This is a genomic window from Breznakiella homolactica (assembly GCF_016616095.2).
In the GTDB taxonomy this organism is placed as follows: domain Bacteria; phylum Spirochaetota; class Spirochaetia; order Treponematales; family Breznakiellaceae; genus Breznakiella; species Breznakiella homolactica.
In genome coordinates, this window is sequence record NZ_CP067089.2 from 540,407 (window position 1) to 555,376 (window position 14,970).

General features: G+C 47.1%; 23 protein-coding genes. 14 read left to right on the forward strand and 9 right to left on the reverse strand.

From position 1 onward, the window contains the following. Positions 1–24 precede the first annotated feature (24 nt). The 7 genes from JFL75_RS02700 to JFL75_RS02730 all read right to left on the reverse strand — a co-directional run bounded on the left by JFL75_RS02700 (position 25) and on the right by JFL75_RS02730 (position 5,073). Positions 25–648, reverse strand: coding sequence for a TetR/AcrR family transcriptional regulator (locus tag JFL75_RS02700; RefSeq protein ID WP_215625159.1), 624 nt, complete (start codon positions 646–648; stop codon positions 25–27). 112 nt (positions 649–760) lie between these two features. Then, positions 761–1,387 carry a HEAT repeat domain-containing protein gene (locus JFL75_RS02705; RefSeq protein ID WP_215625160.1) on the reverse strand — a complete coding sequence of 209 codons (627 nt, stop codon included), beginning with the start codon at positions 1,385–1,387 and terminating at the stop codon, positions 761–763. Positions 1,388–1,465: 78 nt separating this feature from the next. Beyond that, positions 1,466–1,714: a DUF2200 family protein gene (locus tag JFL75_RS02710; RefSeq protein WP_223292827.1), complete on the reverse strand. Its 249-nt coding sequence runs from the start codon at positions 1,712–1,714 to the stop codon at positions 1,466–1,468. 66 nt (positions 1,715–1,780) lie between these two features. Beyond that, positions 1,781–2,596, reverse strand: coding sequence for an EFR1 family ferrodoxin (locus JFL75_RS02715; RefSeq protein ID WP_215625161.1), 816 nt, complete (start codon positions 2,594–2,596; stop codon positions 1,781–1,783). Next, positions 2,596–3,237: a TetR/AcrR family transcriptional regulator gene (locus JFL75_RS02720; protein ID WP_215625162.1), complete on the reverse strand. Its 642-nt coding sequence runs from the start codon at positions 3,235–3,237 to the stop codon at positions 2,596–2,598. The genes JFL75_RS02715 and JFL75_RS02720 overlap by 1 nt, the downstream gene beginning before the upstream one ends. A gap of 221 nt (positions 3,238–3,458) precedes the next feature. Continuing rightward, a complete protein-coding gene (locus JFL75_RS02725; RefSeq protein WP_215625163.1) occupies positions 3,459–4,064 on the reverse strand; it encodes a DUF6273 domain-containing protein in 606 nt (201 codons plus the stop codon). A gap of 4 nt (positions 4,065–4,068) precedes the next feature. Continuing rightward, positions 4,069–5,073 carry a MerR family transcriptional regulator gene (locus JFL75_RS02730; protein WP_215625164.1) on the reverse strand — a complete coding sequence of 335 codons (1,005 nt, stop codon included), beginning with the start codon at positions 5,071–5,073 and terminating at the stop codon, positions 4,069–4,071. Positions 5,074–5,794: 721 nt separating this feature from the next. Here JFL75_RS02730 and JFL75_RS02735 point away from each other — a divergent pair. The 4 genes from JFL75_RS02735 to JFL75_RS02750 all read left to right on the forward strand — a co-directional run bounded on the left by JFL75_RS02735 (position 5,795) and on the right by JFL75_RS02750 (position 7,255). Next, positions 5,795–6,037 carry a type II toxin-antitoxin system Phd/YefM family antitoxin gene (locus JFL75_RS02735; RefSeq protein WP_215625165.1) on the forward strand — a complete coding sequence of 81 codons (243 nt, stop codon included), beginning with the start codon at positions 5,795–5,797 and terminating at the stop codon, positions 6,035–6,037. 4 nt (positions 6,038–6,041) lie between these two features. Continuing rightward, positions 6,042–6,302, forward strand: coding sequence for a Txe/YoeB family addiction module toxin (locus JFL75_RS02740; RefSeq protein WP_215625166.1), 261 nt, complete (start codon positions 6,042–6,044; stop codon positions 6,300–6,302). Positions 6,303–6,608: 306 nt separating this feature from the next. Further along, positions 6,609–6,848, forward strand: a complete 240-nt coding sequence (locus tag JFL75_RS02745; RefSeq protein WP_215625167.1) for a CopG family ribbon-helix-helix protein — start codon at positions 6,609–6,611, stop codon at positions 6,846–6,848. Continuing rightward, the gene (locus JFL75_RS02750; RefSeq protein ID WP_215625168.1) at positions 6,845–7,255 is read left to right on the forward strand and encodes a putative toxin-antitoxin system toxin component, PIN family; all 411 of its coding nucleotides are present in this window, start codon (positions 6,845–6,847) and stop codon (positions 7,253–7,255) included. Before JFL75_RS02745 ends, JFL75_RS02750 begins: the two co-directional genes overlap by 4 nt. A 30-nt stretch (positions 7,256–7,285) precedes the next feature. Here JFL75_RS02750 and JFL75_RS02755 read toward each other — a convergent pair whose 3' ends face one another. After that, the gene (locus JFL75_RS02755; protein WP_215625169.1) at positions 7,286–7,855 is read right to left on the reverse strand and encodes a TetR/AcrR family transcriptional regulator; all 570 of its coding nucleotides are present in this window, start codon (positions 7,853–7,855) and stop codon (positions 7,286–7,288) included. Positions 7,856–7,986: 131 nt separating this feature from the next. Between JFL75_RS02755 and JFL75_RS02760 the strand changes: the two genes are divergently transcribed. From JFL75_RS02760 to JFL75_RS02790, 7 genes are all read left to right on the forward strand, one after another. Further along, positions 7,987–9,042, forward strand: coding sequence for an acyltransferase family protein (locus JFL75_RS02760; RefSeq protein ID WP_215625170.1), 1,056 nt, complete (start codon positions 7,987–7,989; stop codon positions 9,040–9,042). A 137-nt stretch (positions 9,043–9,179) separates the two neighbouring features. Then, entirely contained in the window at positions 9,180–9,419 is a 240-nt protein-coding gene (locus tag JFL75_RS02765) for a DUF6364 family protein (RefSeq protein ID WP_215625171.1), read from the forward strand. Further along, positions 9,412–9,828: a type II toxin-antitoxin system VapC family toxin gene (locus JFL75_RS02770; protein WP_215625172.1), complete on the forward strand. Its 417-nt coding sequence runs from the start codon at positions 9,412–9,414 to the stop codon at positions 9,826–9,828. The genes JFL75_RS02765 and JFL75_RS02770 overlap by 8 nt, the downstream gene beginning before the upstream one ends. Before the next feature lie 108 nt (positions 9,829–9,936). Next, entirely contained in the window at positions 9,937–10,425 is a 489-nt protein-coding gene (locus JFL75_RS02775) for a TspO/MBR family protein (protein ID WP_215625173.1), read from the forward strand. A 122-nt stretch (positions 10,426–10,547) separates the two neighbouring features. After that, the gene (vapB, locus tag JFL75_RS02780; protein ID WP_215625174.1) at positions 10,548–10,778 is read left to right on the forward strand and encodes a type II toxin-antitoxin system antitoxin VapB; all 231 of its coding nucleotides are present in this window, start codon (positions 10,548–10,550) and stop codon (positions 10,776–10,778) included. Then, entirely contained in the window at positions 10,779–11,174 is a 396-nt protein-coding gene (gene vapC / locus JFL75_RS02785; RefSeq protein ID WP_215625175.1) for a type II toxin-antitoxin system tRNA(fMet)-specific endonuclease VapC, read from the forward strand. 313 nt (positions 11,175–11,487) lie between these two features. Continuing rightward, positions 11,488–12,111: a DUF6266 family protein gene (locus JFL75_RS02790; protein ID WP_215625176.1), complete on the forward strand. Its 624-nt coding sequence runs from the start codon at positions 11,488–11,490 to the stop codon at positions 12,109–12,111. 32 nt (positions 12,112–12,143) lie between these two features. Here JFL75_RS02790 and JFL75_RS02795 read toward each other — a convergent pair whose 3' ends face one another. Beyond that, a complete protein-coding gene (locus JFL75_RS02795; protein ID WP_215625177.1) occupies positions 12,144–12,371 on the reverse strand; it encodes a hypothetical protein in 228 nt (75 codons plus the stop codon). A gap of 146 nt (positions 12,372–12,517) precedes the next feature. Here JFL75_RS02795 and JFL75_RS02800 point away from each other — a divergent pair, with 146 nt between their 5' ends. The 3 genes from JFL75_RS02800 to JFL75_RS02810 all read left to right on the forward strand — a co-directional run bounded on the left by JFL75_RS02800 (position 12,518) and on the right by JFL75_RS02810 (position 14,858). Next, positions 12,518–12,724 carry a helix-turn-helix domain-containing protein gene (locus JFL75_RS02800; RefSeq protein WP_215625178.1) on the forward strand — a complete coding sequence of 69 codons (207 nt, stop codon included), beginning with the start codon at positions 12,518–12,520 and terminating at the stop codon, positions 12,722–12,724. A 161-nt stretch (positions 12,725–12,885) separates the two neighbouring features. After that, positions 12,886–14,082 carry a three-Cys-motif partner protein TcmP gene (gene tcmP / locus JFL75_RS02805; RefSeq protein ID WP_215625179.1) on the forward strand — a complete coding sequence of 399 codons (1,197 nt, stop codon included), beginning with the start codon at positions 12,886–12,888 and terminating at the stop codon, positions 14,080–14,082. A gap of 17 nt (positions 14,083–14,099) precedes the next feature. Beyond that, complete coding sequence (locus JFL75_RS02810) at positions 14,100–14,858, forward strand: radical SAM protein (RefSeq protein WP_215625180.1); 759 nt, start codon at positions 14,100–14,102, stop codon at positions 14,856–14,858. The last annotated feature ends 112 nt before the right edge of the window (positions 14,859–14,970 follow it).

A 14,970-nucleotide genomic window follows, 5' to 3' on the forward strand; every position in this document is an offset into this window, starting at 1 on the left:
AGACCAGAAACGAAACGGCCGGGATTATCTGCCCGGCTGTTTTTCTTTATGGCCGGCGGTATCTATGCCCAGGTCCTGTATAATCCTGATGCCCTTGTGGGTCAGCAGGGGATAGAGGACGCTCCATACCTGCCCCAGGAACCGTCCGTCAGTCTTGACGCCCTTTAATTTGCAGAAGGGAACCCAGTAGATGCTTACAAGCCACAGGGTATCGACGGTATGGCCGTATTCGCCGGAATACGCTTCCGGCCGTATCCACCCGGCGTCCCGGAAAATCCCGAAGGCCCTGAGCAGGGTTTTGGTGTTTTTCCCGAAGACACCCTTCTGCAGGTCCTCTATGGCTGTGGAAATCTGGGCGAACTGCGCGTGGTGCCAGAAGTAGAAGGCGTTCTCCCGGACCGTCCGCTGGATATCCCTGAAGTATTCGTTCAGCTCCCCCAGGGTTTCCGGCGCCTTTGTTCCGGTGGTACCGGGGGATTCCGCCACGATGGCTTCGATGATGTCTTCCTTTTTCTTAAAATGGTAGGTGAGGTTTCCCTTACTGATTCCCAGGGCACCGGCGATGTCCCGGGTGGACACATTGTTGTAGCCCCGCTGGTTGAATAGTTTTTTTGCCGTGTCCAGGATGTCCCGCCGGGTGTCGCCCATGGTCTTCCCCTTAAAAGTGGTGAATGACGCAAATTCGCACACCGTTGGGGGCCTCAATAAAGGCGCAGCTGCCCACCGACGTGGAAACCGGTTCTTTGAGAATTTTGGCGCCTTATGCTTTTGTTTTCATGGCCGCTTTAACGGCTCCGGCGCTGTGGATACGGACCACCTGGTTTTCATCTCCTTCGGCCATGGCTTTCAGCTTGTCCAGGTAAGGCTCCACCATGGCGGGCTTCCGTTTTCCGATAACCCGGAATAGCTCCGGAGCCTCTATCCTGACCCGGACGGCTTCGTCGTCCAGGAGGGAGGCGAACAGGTCCATGGAATTTTCAAAGGCCTCCGGGTGGTTTACGGCGATATTCTCCGCCGCCCAGATAAGGTTCATCCTCACCAGGGGCGCCCGGTCCCGGGCCCGTTCCAGCATAACGTCCAGATAGGGTGCGGCGAGTTCATATCTGCCCCGGCCAATCCGGCCCAAAGCGCCCAGGGCCCGTTCCCGTATCTTCTCGTCTTCGTCGGAAATAAAACCGGCGATCCGCGGGATATGAGGTTCGGCCTTATTGGGATGACGAAGTCCCATCTCCCCCAGAAACCACAGAGCCTTAGCCCGGATTTTTCCGGAAGGATAATCGAGCAGTAAAACAATCCGGTCCAGCTCCGCTTCCCAATTTTCCTTACTGCCGGACAGGGCTGTTAAGCCGGCGAGGATCTCCTTTTCCTTTTGCCTCTCTAAAGCCAATTATGATACTCCCGCGCCATTTCCCGCAGCGCTTCAAAAAACTGGACCGCATAGTACGTTCCTGGACAGCCTACGGGTTTACTCCCGCAGGATCTTCTCCATACTTTTCCCTTTAGCCAGTTCGTCCACCAGCTTATCCAGGCAGCGGATGTTCTGCATGGTCTTGTCTTCAATCACCTCCACCCGGTGGCCGCATATCATCCCGGTTATAAGGGCAGCCTTGGGGTTCATCAGCGGAGCTGTTTCGAAAAAGGTTTCCAGATCCGTTCCGTCATCCAGCCGGGACTGCAGGCCATCCCGGTCGTAGCCGGTGAGCCAGAAGATGATTTGGTTTACCTCATTCCTGCTCCGCCCCTTGTTTTCCGCCTTTGGATGTAGAGGGGATACACCTGGTTAAAGGTGGTGGTGAAAATCCTCGGCTTCTTCATGGCCTATTCTCCTTATCATGTCCTCAATAGTAATATCCGGATTGCGGTACCGGGTACGGCCTGCGGTGCTCTTGCCATACTCAACGGCCGCTGAGGGGCACCAGTTGAGACAGGCTAGGCATTTTTCACACTTGTGATTCCAGATAGGCGACCGCCGTTCCATGGTAATGTTCTTGACCGGACATACTCTGGCGCAGAGGCCGCAGCCGGTACATTTTTCCGTAATCCTGAACTGCTCGTCCCACTGGTCCGCGTTCTTATAGAGGAAATGGGTGTTGACGAGACTGCTCCACAGCCGGGCCTTGGGTTTTGCCGGCTTGAACTCCCGGCGGGAAAGGGATGCCGCGGTTCGTTTTGTTTTTACCATAGCCCGGGCAAGGAGCTTTTCTATCCGTTCTTTGCCGGGGAGGGGATGGGCGATAATGTAACTTGACGGTACGGTGATTTCATCGGCGTAGGATAGGCGAAGTCCTTTGGAAACGAGGATGCCGTCCAATTGGCTCAAGGTATTTGACCGGGTGCCCCCGGAGCTGGCCAGGGCAAAACAGTAGGCGCCGGGCGATATGGCGAGTTCTTCAATAAAGATTTTTACCAGCCGGGGCAGGCCGTTAAAGTAAACAGGAAACACAAAGCCGACAGCTTCTCCGGCGCCGCCCGCGGAATCCCGTGGCTGGCCTTTTGCCATGGGCAGGAGAGCAACGCTGTCCATTTCCGCCGCCAGGGTTTGGGCGATCCGCAGGGAGTTTCCCGAGGCGGAAAAGTAAAATATTGTTGTACCCATTACTTCCGATCCTTTCCGGTCTTATAGAATATTTTCCGGAGCTCCGCGAAATGACCGTCGATTTTTTCTACAATAGGCGCATAGTCCATGGCGGAATAGCCGGACTTCCTCATTTCTTCCAGTATGTCATTAGTAAAACCGATATTGGCCCAGAGGATAAACTGCTTGCATTGGGCAATGTCCAGTCCGGGCCGGAACGGGGAGTCGTCGGTCATAGCCAGTATGTCGGCGGCGCAGACGGACTGTTTTTTCCGGGCCCTTTTTTTGAGCTCCCGGTTTACCTCATCTGAGCCGGTGGCCGCTGAAAGTTTGTTGAACTCGAAAATCCAGGGGTACTGCCTGAGCAGTTCAATCTGGAGCAGATAGGACTGGCGCAGCCGCCTGAATATATCCTTTTCTGTTAAGTCCATGCGGTCAAAGTATTCCGTATCCAGGAGCTCCGCGAAGTAGTCATACACAAAAAGAAACAGGTCCTGCTTGCTGTTAACGTAATGAAACATCAGGGCTTTGGACATCCCCGATTCTTTGGCGATTGTATTGGTGGACGCGCCGTCGTACCCCTTAAGGCTGAATTCCCTGAGGGCGGCGTTCAAAAGAGCGTCGCGCCGTTGCGGTTCCAAATCCAATAGTTTTACCATCATTTAGTTTCCGTATACTGATTTACCTTTTAGGTCAATATAATATATAGATATTTACCTGATAGGTCAATAGTGTTCTGGGATTATCCTGAACAGGGTTTGGTGAATATGGTAACCCCATCGAAATCGATGGGGTTAAAAGTGAATGTTTTATTATCACCGATTCCAGTAACATTAAAATGAAAGCGGCGGCAGTAGGTTTGCGCGGTCAAGTATAACCAGGCCTACACCTTCAGCCACAGGGCGGGCCGGACGCCGCCGGTGCACCGGCCGTCGGCGATGTTGCCCTTCAAAATATTGTTGCCCTGGATGCCGATGTTGCCGTCGCCGTGGATGTACACCGCCTTAACCCCGAGGCGGCCCGGGGACCGGAGCCACCACCACCAGCCCCGGCCCTGGTATTTCGCCTTCCGCTTGATGTTGTTTTCGTCCTTTCTTTCAAACCAGTACCGCTGGTTTTTTCCCGGGCTGTACAGTTTGGAACTGCTGTCCCCGAAGTATTTACACACCGCTTCCTCGACGCTTAACAGAAATATCTTATCCCTGGTATATTCTCCGCCTTTTGTTTTGTACCATTCGTTGTCCGGGTTTTTGTTTTCCATCGGAATGATTTTAGCTTTATCCGCTTCGGAGAACCGGTTGTAGAATTCTCCGTTGAGGTATTTCCGCAGGGCGCAGTCCGCCCAGGTTATATCCGTGTAAGCGTCATGGTAGGGACGCTGGTCTATAATATCTTCGGTGATAACCAGCATCCTGTTTTTTTGCGTGTCCAATACCCGCCAGGAGTAGAGACCGAAGGGTATGGTTGAGCCGGTGGTAATATCGTCCATTAATCTATTTTGCCCTGATTGGGAATAATAAATCAAGCTGCATGTCTTCCATTTTGAATCCGTTTTTGGCGTTTACCCAGTAGTTGAGCTGTTCCTCAAAACCCTGGCCGGAGCCGGTTTCGTCCGGGGTCCACCGGGGTTCGCCCCAGGCGTTATCGAATTTGCCGCTGGCGTTGACCCATTCCCGCAGGAGGACCCAGTCCTGGAAATCCCAGGCCCGCAGCACATGGGCGGCGTACATACCGCCGCGGAAGGTCCGTTTTATAAGTGGGGCAGGCACTTCCATATCGTCAGGGATGGAGATCCAGGCTTCATACGCCTGGGAGGGCACCCCTGTGCCCTGGAACTCCTTGGAAGCGTCGAAACCGAATTGCCGCAAATCGGGCTTGATTTTTGTCAGGCCGGTGTCGGTGACAAATTTATTGATTGCCCCGTTCGCCTTTTCCTCGCAGCCTTCGCCGCTGGCGAGGCAGGCCGCCACGGTCATGGGGGGAAGGTACATAATCCGCACATCCTTGTCCAGCAATTTGTCCAGGGTTTCGCTGGCCTTGTTCAGTTCATCCATCGATACATTCTCCTTGATTTCCTTGATCTGGTTGTTGGAAAAGGAAAGAGCGCCTACCATGGAGAACAGGGTTTCATCCCCCAGGAGCTGTAACTTGACATCCGCTTTTTCGTTAATCTCCTCAACAAAGCGCGTGAGTATGGATTTGACCGTGGAAAGGGCGGTGATTTCCTTATCAAGCTCGTTGATGTTCCGCCGGAACAGTTCCACTGTGCGGGCGGCGTCGGCGTTGCTGAGGATGCTGATGATGTGCTTTACGGGGATGCGCAGTTTACGCAGGATAATGATTTGCCGTAACCGGGTTATGTTTTTTTCATCATACACCCGGTAGGCGTACCCGCCTTTCCGTTGGCTTTCGAGCAATCCCATCTGTTCGTAATACCGCAGCATCCGCGCGGAAATTCCATAATCCCTTGACACCTGGCTTACTGTCCGCAGCTCCATGATATACCCTCGTTTCTTTTCCTGGACCCCATAGAGTTGTTCGATAACCAACCGGGGTATCGAACAAGTCTAATCATGAAGTGCGACACCGTGTCGCAGTCAAGGCCGTTCAGGTTTTTAAAAAGAAATAATTTTTACGGTCCCGGCGGAACTCCTGGCGGTTCCATCTCAATTATACTCTCAACCGCCGTCGGATTCCCATTAACCGCAATTAAAAAACAACCGTGCGGAATCTGAAAATTCGGATTCCGCACCTGGAGGGGAATTCTTCCCCATCGCAAAGGTACCCGAGTCGTACCCGTACCGTACCTCTTTCCCGTGCACGGCCGGGATAGGACCGGGCGGCGCGGTTTTTGAGGGACTTTATACCCCTTAGATTCGGATTTGTCAGGTAAGTTATTTGCCTGACAAATTAATACAATCGGAATTCCCGCCGCAATTTAATAAGGCGGGAATAATAATTACCGTTATATTACCTGGTACGGAAATGTGGGGTAGAGTTTGTGAGTCTCCCGGCGATTTTTCCGCGGGGGCCTTACCCGGGCGGCATTTTTATGGAGCGGGTGAGCGGTATTTGGGAAAACCGGGCGGTTGGTTGAAGCAAAAACGCGGTGTCTCCCTTTACTTACTATATGCGATAATACCATGACGGCAAAATACCTTGACGGGGCCAGTTATACGCTGTATATTAAAAGTGTACGTAAAAGCGTACGGAGGAAATATGGCAACCATAAATATTACCAACGCAAGGAAAAATCTCTACACCCTTGTTGAGGAACTCCAGGAGTCCCATGAGCCTCTTACCATAACGGGAAAAAAGGGTTCCGCGGTTCTGATTTCCGAGTCGGATTGGGCGGCTATCCAGGAAACTCTGTATTTGACCTCTATTCCCGGGATGAGGGAATCTATTATTTCCGGAATGAAAGAGAAACTGGAAGACGGCGCAGACACCCTTTCCTGGTAACGCCGTGTACAGGGTTGTCTTTACCAAACAGGCGCAGAAAGACGCCGGGAAAGCGGGGCAGGCGGGACTCAAAGAAAAGATAGAAAGTCTCATAGGAATACTTAAAAAAAATCCTTTTCAAACGCCGCCGCCCTATGAAAAGCTTTTAGGAGATTTAACCGGGACCTATTCCCGGAGGATAACTATTCAGCACCGCCTGGTATACCAGGTATATGAAAAAGAAAAGGCCGTAAAAGTCATACGGATGTGGACCCATTACCAATAGGTAATATTTCGTTAACCGATATGGCTAAGAATCGTAACAGGGAGAATAGTTATTATCTTCTCCAAAACATGGATAGATACCGCGGACGCGCCTCACTCCCTATGGAACGTGATTTGACAGTAATATACAAACCTTGTATATTTGACTTATGAGATAACCCGGTCGGTTTTCTCATAAGTCTTGCAAACTGTTTTTCAAACAAAGTCTGAAAAACAGTATTGCGTTTTTAAATGGAAGTTGTTCAGATAACTGGCCCGGGTACGGGCCTTAGGTTATCGAACAACTCTATTAAGGGAGGAGGCAGCCATGGCCGTATCAACCGTAAATATATCCTTTCAGGAGGATTTATTGGAACAGATAGATAAAATCGCCAAAATGGAGTCCCGCTCCCGTTCGGAGTTGATCCGGGAAGCAGCCAGGATGTACATCGAAAGAAAGCAGCGATGGCAGAGTATTTTTTCCTATGGCGAAAGCGCCGCTTCGAAAAATAAGTTATCCGAAAAGGATGTGATGGATGAAATTAAATCGGTCAGAAAGCGGAAATGAAGGTTGTACTAGACACCAACGTGTTCATTTCCGCTTTCTTCTGGAACGGGAAGCCGCGCAGGGTTCTTGAACGAGGTATTGAAGGCCTCGATGAGCTTTATATATGCAATGAAATTCTGGAAGAAATTTCACTGGTTCTGAGGCGGCCGAAATTCAAGGTGCCGGAGCAGGGGATAGACTATTTTATCCAATCCATCGAAGACATTACCCATAAGGTCCTTATCAAGGGCAGCGTAAAAGGGGTCTGCCGCGACAGGGCGGACAATGCCATTCTCGAATGTGCCCTGCTTGGAAAGGCGGACTGGCTCATAACCGGGGATGAGGATTTACTGGTATTGCAAAAGTATAAAAAAATAAAAATTACCACCGCGGCTGACTATCTCGAGTGTGTTCAGAATAAATCCTAACGCCGGGACGGGGGAGGTTCATTGTCAAAATCACTCCTGAGTATAACCGCCGCCCCCGGCGTTGTTGTTTTTTACCACCGTTTCTGCCAGGGTCCGCTCGGACAGGGCGCAGCCGTTCATGATCCAGTAGGTTAAGAGACTCCAGAGGCCGCCGGAATGATACGCCAGCACGCAGAAATACTCCTCCTGATTGGCGTGATCCGCGCCATGGGGCGGAAAGAGCCAGGGCAGTTCCCCCAGGGATGTTAGGTAGGGGGTAAAGATCACATAGGTCAGGTTGTTCTGGTTCAGTAAGGTTAGAAGGGGAGCGTGGGTTTTCCAGAAGACAAAGTACGCTTCAATGACCGCCTCGTAGGGCCGGTTTTTTTGTTCCTTCATCGCCGCGGTAAACTCATCGATGATGCCCCTGGTCTGATAGGCCGCCACCTGGCCGGTGTTATCAAAGTGGCGGTAGAAGGTGCGGCGGGAAACCTGGGAGGCCTCGCAGAGTTCCATGATGGTAATATCCGTAAAGGGCTTTTTTTGCATCAGCGAAAACAGGCCCTTGGCCAGCAGGTTTTTTGAGAGGGTGGCCGCGGGATGGAGCTGTCCCTTTTGCATTCTTTGCCTCCTGTCACATATCCGCCAATTATGAAGCACTATCCGCGGATGTATTGCTTGCCGCCGGCTCGTGCCATATATTTTGATTGTGGCGCAGATGGCGCACAATGTCAATGTGAGGAGGCTTGAACATGCGCAAGGTTTATCTGGATAATATCCGTTGGTTTGTGATACTGATGGTACTGGTGTTTCATGCGGTGAGCACCTTCTGCAGCAACGGCTCACTGATGAGTTATAACTTCCCCGGTATTCCGGCGCTGGATGCCATCGGGTACCTGCTGTATCCCTGGTTTATGCCCTGTATGTTTGTGGTTGCCGGAATCTCCGCGCAGTACTCCCTGGCAAAGAAGACAAGTTCCCAGTTTGTCAAAGACCGTGTCATGCGGCTGCTGCTCCCCTTTATCAGTTACCTTGTGCTCATTGGACCCCTTGTGGCCACGTTGTCATTTGAGGTAAATAACCTGAATGAGGTATTTTCGGCGCTGCCCCCGGTGGCCTTGTTTTTTGTCCGGGTGGTGAACGGCATGGGGCCGTCGTGGTTTTTGCTGCAGCTCTTTGTGGTTTCCCTGGTCCTGGTGCTGGTGAGGCGGCTGGACCGGGCGGACCGTCTGTACACCTGGGCGGGGAAGTGCGGTTTGGGAATTTTGCTTTTGCTCTATATCCCGGTGTTGGGGGCCGCCCAGGTTCTGTACATCGCCTATACCTTCCGGGTTGGGCTGTATCTCCTGCTGTTCCTGCTGGGGTACTATCTCTTTTCCCAGGAGAACATCCAGCGGACGCTGCAAACATACAGTCCTCTATTGTTGGCGGGCGGAATCGTTCTGGGGATTGTGCAAACATATATGTCCTGGGGCCGGCCCTTTCAGCAGGTGGTCAACCACTGGCTGGTTATGCTGTATACCTGGATTATGATACTGGCCGTACTGGGCGCGGCCGGGCGCTGGTTTAACCGGAGCAATACATTTACCGCCTATATGACAAAGCGGAGCTACGGGCTGTATTATTTTCACTATGTTCCCATGACCTACATTGCCTATTGGCTGACCACCGGGCTGGCTCTGCCGTATATCTGGAATTATGTGTTGGTGCTGGTTCTTTCTCTGATCGCCTCAATTGTCCTCTATGAGATTTTCAGCCGGATTCCTGTGCTTAATGTTTTGTTTGGGTTAAAGAAAGTTAAAGAGTGATTTGCTCCGTGGTATTCATAGGATTGCGCGCTAACAGTTCGCCCGGGGTGCGTTGCGGCTTGGCCTCTATCCGGTGTTGAATGTTATTTGACAATACGTATTAAAAGTATTATTATATACGTATATGGAGTGCGCTTATGGAAACAAAACTTACACTTAAGCTGGATAAATCCGTGATCCAATCCGCAAAAAAGTATGCGGAAAAGAACAACCGGAGCTTATCGAAACTTGTGGAAGATTATTTTAAAAATCTCACTTCCGATACGGAGCCAAAGAAAAGATACTCTCCGCTGGTTGAAGAATTAAGCGGTGTGGTATCTGAAAAGGATTTAAATGATATTGATTATGTAAATTATCTGGAAAAGAAATATGAGTAAAAAAATATTCATAGATTCCGATATTGTCTTGGATTTGCTCTGTAAAAGAGAGGGTTTCTATGAATTTGCGGCGGAAATATTTACGCTTGGAGATACGGGAAAAATAGATTTATTTACAACGTCCCTTGTATTCGCCAATGTTTTTTACATTTTAAAAAAAATATTGGGAATAGAAAAGGCAAAAGAATTATTAAGAAAACTGAGGCTACTGGTTCATGTTTTGCCGGTAGGGGAAAAAGCCGTAGATTTAGCCTTGAACTCAAAATTCAATGATTTTGAAGATGGCCTCCAGTATTTTTCCGCGCGGGAAAATAACCTTTCAATATTGCTGACTCGGAATATTAAAGATTATAAAGAGAAAGATTTAATAATACAAACTCCGGAAGAATACTTACAATTACTTAAATAGACTGTATTTTTTTGGCCGATAAATATAGAGAGAGATTATTTACTGTAAAAACAATAAGTTTTTTAAGTGTTTTTTCGGACAAATTATTTATTTAAAAAAGGATTAATCATGCAAAACAAGACCAATGTAAAAACCGTAATTCTTGCTTCTTTTGTCAGTGTGCTTCTCGCGGAAGCGCTGGGTTTCCTGTCTTCCGTTCTGGCCGGGGATATCCGCGGAAAATTTGAACTTCTGACTAAGCCGCCCCTTACCCCGCCGGGCTGGGTTTTCGGTCCCGTGTGGATTGTTCTCTATGCCCTGATGGGAATTGCGGCAGCTTTAGTATTTTCAGTCACGGCCCCGGGAAAGGAAAAGCGGAAAGCGCTGGTTTTTTACGGAATCCAGCTGGTCCTTAATTTTATCTGGTCCATCGTGTTTTTCGGAACCGCTAATTACCTGGCCGGATGCTTTGTCATAGCGGGCCTGGCTGTTTTTCTGGTCCTTACGTTTATCGAATTCCGGAAGGCCAGTCCCGCCGCCTCTTTTTTGCTTATTCCCTACATGGCCTGGATTTGCTTCGCCGCCTACCTTACCGTTGGGGTTACGATTCTTAATTAGGATGGGACTGGGTTTTCCGTATCATCCTGTTTTGACATTGCCGGCATTCAATTATTTGGCAGACCAATAAAGACATTTGACATTGTATATATTTATGTATATACTTTGATTGAGGTAACGATATGCAAAGTACTAAAGTATTTATTAGCGGTAATAGCCAGGCGATACGGCTTCCCAAAGAATATCAGGTTGATGAAAAAGAATTATATGTTCAGAAAATTGGCGGAACAATAATTCTGTTATCAAAAAAGAACCCCTGGGACGCGTTTGAAAAAAGCCTTGATGAGTTTTCCGATGATTTTTTATCATCCGGTAGGAAGCAACCTAAAAGGCAGAAACGGGAATCATTATAAATGTATTTATTGGATACCAATATCTGCATTTATATAATAAATAAACGTCCTCAGGTTGTTATAGAAAAGATTAAAACGCTGGAACCGATAGATATAAAACTATCATCTGTTTCTGTATCGGAATTAGAGTATGGAGTTTCGAAAAGTAAGTTTCGTGAAAAGAATAGGGAAGCATTAATACATTTTATATCGGGATTTGACATAATTCCTTTTAATGAAATTGATGCCGAGGTATATGGACTGATACGGGCTGATTTGGAAAACAGAGGGGAAATAATTGGCCCCTATGATATGCACATAGCTTCACAGGCAATTTCGAGAAATTTAATATTAGTAACAAATAACACGAATGAGTTTCAAAGAATAAAGAATCTGAAGTTAGAAAACTGGGTGTGATCTTCGAAGCACCCCAATTTCATTTAACGGCGTGTATACGCCGCATTCTGCGCCGCTCCTGTTGGCACCGGCCTGCGTTCGCTTAGCTCCGCGGCAGGGCCGCGTCCTCTGCACATTTCCGGTAATCGATCACCTCCCGTTCAATTCCCAGATGGGTTTCCACAATCCGGTACACGGATTCCTTTTTTAAGACAAAAATAATAATTACCGTTATATTACCCGGCGCGGAAAAACAGGATAGTGTTTGAAGGTCTCCCGGCGGATGTTCCGCGGAGTCCTTGTCCGGGGATAATCAAAAACAAAGGAGGACGGTATGGCAATTACCAATATCGTCAGCGGTGAACTCCGCAACAAAGTGGGCGCCATGGTGGGCGCCAAGTGGAAAGGGATTTCCTATGTGCGGGCCTATGTGAAGCAGAAGGACGCGGACACCGAGGCCCAGCGGGCGGTGCGGTCCCAGTTTAAAAAGGTGACCCTCTTTGGGTCGGCCATCAACGAGGGGGTGCTCAAGCCCTACCAGGCCCGGGCGGTTAAGAACATGAGCCCCTACAACCGGTTTACTCAAGTGAACCAGGAGGTCATCGCCGATGAATCCAAGGGCTACGAGTCCATGAGGATCTTCTCCGGCAGCCTGCCGGTGGCCACGGACATGAGCGCCACCGCTTCGGCGGCTTCGGGCACAGTGAAGGTGAGCTACACTCCCTGCCAGCACGGCACCGCCCATAGGCACGACACGCTTATCGTGGTGGTCTACAACGAGACCGGGGATACCTACGGGTTTACCACCGTGGACCGGGGCGAGGGCAGCGGCGCGGTGATGGTGAGCGTGCCCGTGTGGTTCGGCGAGGGGGACAGCCTCCATGTGTACCTCACCGCCAGCCGGAAGGGCAAGGCCAACGGGGGCACCCTGTACGCAGGTGTGACTGCCGGGGTGTAGAGTAGATGTAGTCCTATAACTTTGGGCGGCCTCTATTCGGTGTTGATCAACCGGTAGAGGTCGCCCATTTTCTCCGACATCATTTCCAGGATAAAGGCCAGACCGTTATACATTTCAAAGGGCAGGGGTTTTTCTCTGCAGTTGATGGTGTTGTCCGCCATTTCGTAGATTGTGGAGGACATAAAGAGGTAGCCGGACTGGAGTTTTTCCGCCAGGTCCAGGACCTCCTGGTATTGCGTGTCGTCTAAGGTTTTGGTCATGGGGGGCCTCCTTGGGTTCGAACAGGCAACCCGCAGTATATCCAATATTATCATTATTTTAAGCAAATCTCCTTAAGTGCTCAATATTTAGAGTCGCCCGATTACTACTTACTATATACACTCTAAAAATAGAGTCAAGTAGGTATATGGAAAAACTGACTGAAAAAGTACTAGATAACATTCGCAAAAAGAGGAAGGAAAAGGGTGTTTCTGTCCTGAATCTGGCTGAGGATGTGGGTATCTCCCGCAGTCATTTGTACTATATCGAAAGCAAGAAAGTTGTCCCTTCCATTGATGTGGTGGTGAAAATCGCCAAGGTATTGAAGGTCAATGTGAAGGAGTTTTTTGACTGAAAATATGCTCTCTAAATAAGCATTAATAAATATCTATGTAATACAGAAAAATATGTTTATTGGGGGGCCAATAGCTACTGCTGACAAAATAGTTATTTTTAAATATATATAACCTACGCCAATACACCTTATTAAAATGTTGGAGGGGAGATAATTTAAATATGCGGAATGACAATTTTTTTGTTGTGAAAAAGCCGTGGTCAGAAGTAAAAGATGAATTACTTGGTTGTTACTTTAAACCATATGTATCAAAAATATTACATACATACCGCCCTCTTGTTTATGTTGATTGTTTTGCTGGGAAAGGTAAATTTGAGGATGGAAACCCAGGTTCACCATTAATTGCGCTTGATATTCTCCAGGAATGTACTTCAAGTACTACAATGGAGAAAACAGAAATAAAAACATATTTCATTGATTTAAACTATGCTGAAGATTTGCGGCAAAATCTTGCTACATATCCTAATGTAGAGATAATTTCTGGATGCTATGAGACAGAGATTATAAATATTCTTGCTGGAGAAAATAAAAGTAATGTGTTTCTATATATAGACCCTTACGGGATAAAAGCCTTACACTGCTCTTTATTTGACTATTTCGCTCAATATGGGTTTAATACAATTGAATTACTAATTAACTTCAATTCATTCGGTTTTATCCGTGAAGCTTGCCGTGTATTTGGTTTAGCATATGATGTTACTAATGTTTTTGATGATCTCGTGGAATATGAATCAACCCAGCTGGATACGTCTCAAAATTCATTATTGGAACTTAATGAGATTGCGGGTGGTAATTATTGGCAAGAAATTATTAATGACTACAAAAGAAAGGTTATCAACGGATATGAGGCTGAGGCTTTGTTTGTAGAAGCATATTGTAAGAGATTGCGCCAAAGCTACAGATATGTTCTTAATTTACCATTAAGGATAAAAAAAGGACAGCGTCCGAAGTATCGTATGATTCACGCAACAAATCATCGGGACGGATGTTTATTAATGGTGGATAATATCTGTAATCGTTGGCAAGCTTTACAGGGTATTCAGAATAGAGGACAATTAACATTATGGGAGGAAAGCCCTGATAATTTAAGTATTGATGAAAGTGATATATCTCAAAAAATATTAGCCCACATACCGAATTATAGAGAATGGACGTCTTTGCATGATGTACTTTCCGATTTTTTTGTGGAGTATGGGGCTATATGTTCTACAACGGCTGCAAAAGCTGTAGTTGCCAACCTTGTTTCTCTTAATCGCATTGAATTAGAACGAGACCCTCCATTTACGGAAACGGGGAGAGCCGCAACGTATATGACTGAGGGGAGAAATAAAAAAGTAAGTATAAAGTGGGTACCATGAGGAAAGTAACTCATTATATGCAGAGAAAATCTCTGATATATAAAACAAATGTAGAATATGGTGATTACACCATGAATCATGTACAGGGTTGTTCACATGGATGTAAATATCCTTGCTATGCTTTTCTCCTGGCTAAGCGATTTAAAAAGGTTAAGGATTACGAAGGATGGCTTGAACCTATCATTGTTGAAAATACCTTATCACTTTTAGACAAAGAACTTCCAAAATATAAAGACAAAATTAATATTTTACATCTTTGTTTTACTACAGACCCATTCATGTTTGGGTATGATGAAATTAAAAAATTATCATTACAAATAATAGGGAAAGTGAATGACTCCGGGATTAAATGTTCTATATTAACAAAAGGCATATTGCCGAAAGAACTTATCAAGTACTCTAAAGAAAATGAGTACGGAATTACTTTAATATCATTGAATGAGGATTATAGAAAAAAAGCTGAACCTGGAGCTTCTTCATATATGGAACGCTTAGATTCATTAAGAACTTTACATAAAGCTGGATGCAAAACCTGGGTTAGTATAGAGCCTTATCCTACTCCGAATATCATTGAACAAGACTTGCAGGAAATACTTGATGCAGTAAGCTTTACCGATAAAATTATTTTTGGCCGAACAAATTATAATAAAGATATTTCTTCATATAAAGAACACAAACATTTTTATAATGAACAAGTTCATATTGTTATTGATTATTGTAAAGCTAAAAAAATTGACTATCATATAAAAAATGGAACGTTGACTGATTCTAATTAAAATTATTTTTTGTCAGATTTAATATTATCCGGAAGTTTGACTAAACAATCTTTATCTATCAGTCTTTATGTATCCCTCCTCACCCCAACACCCATATCCCTCCTTGGCGTGG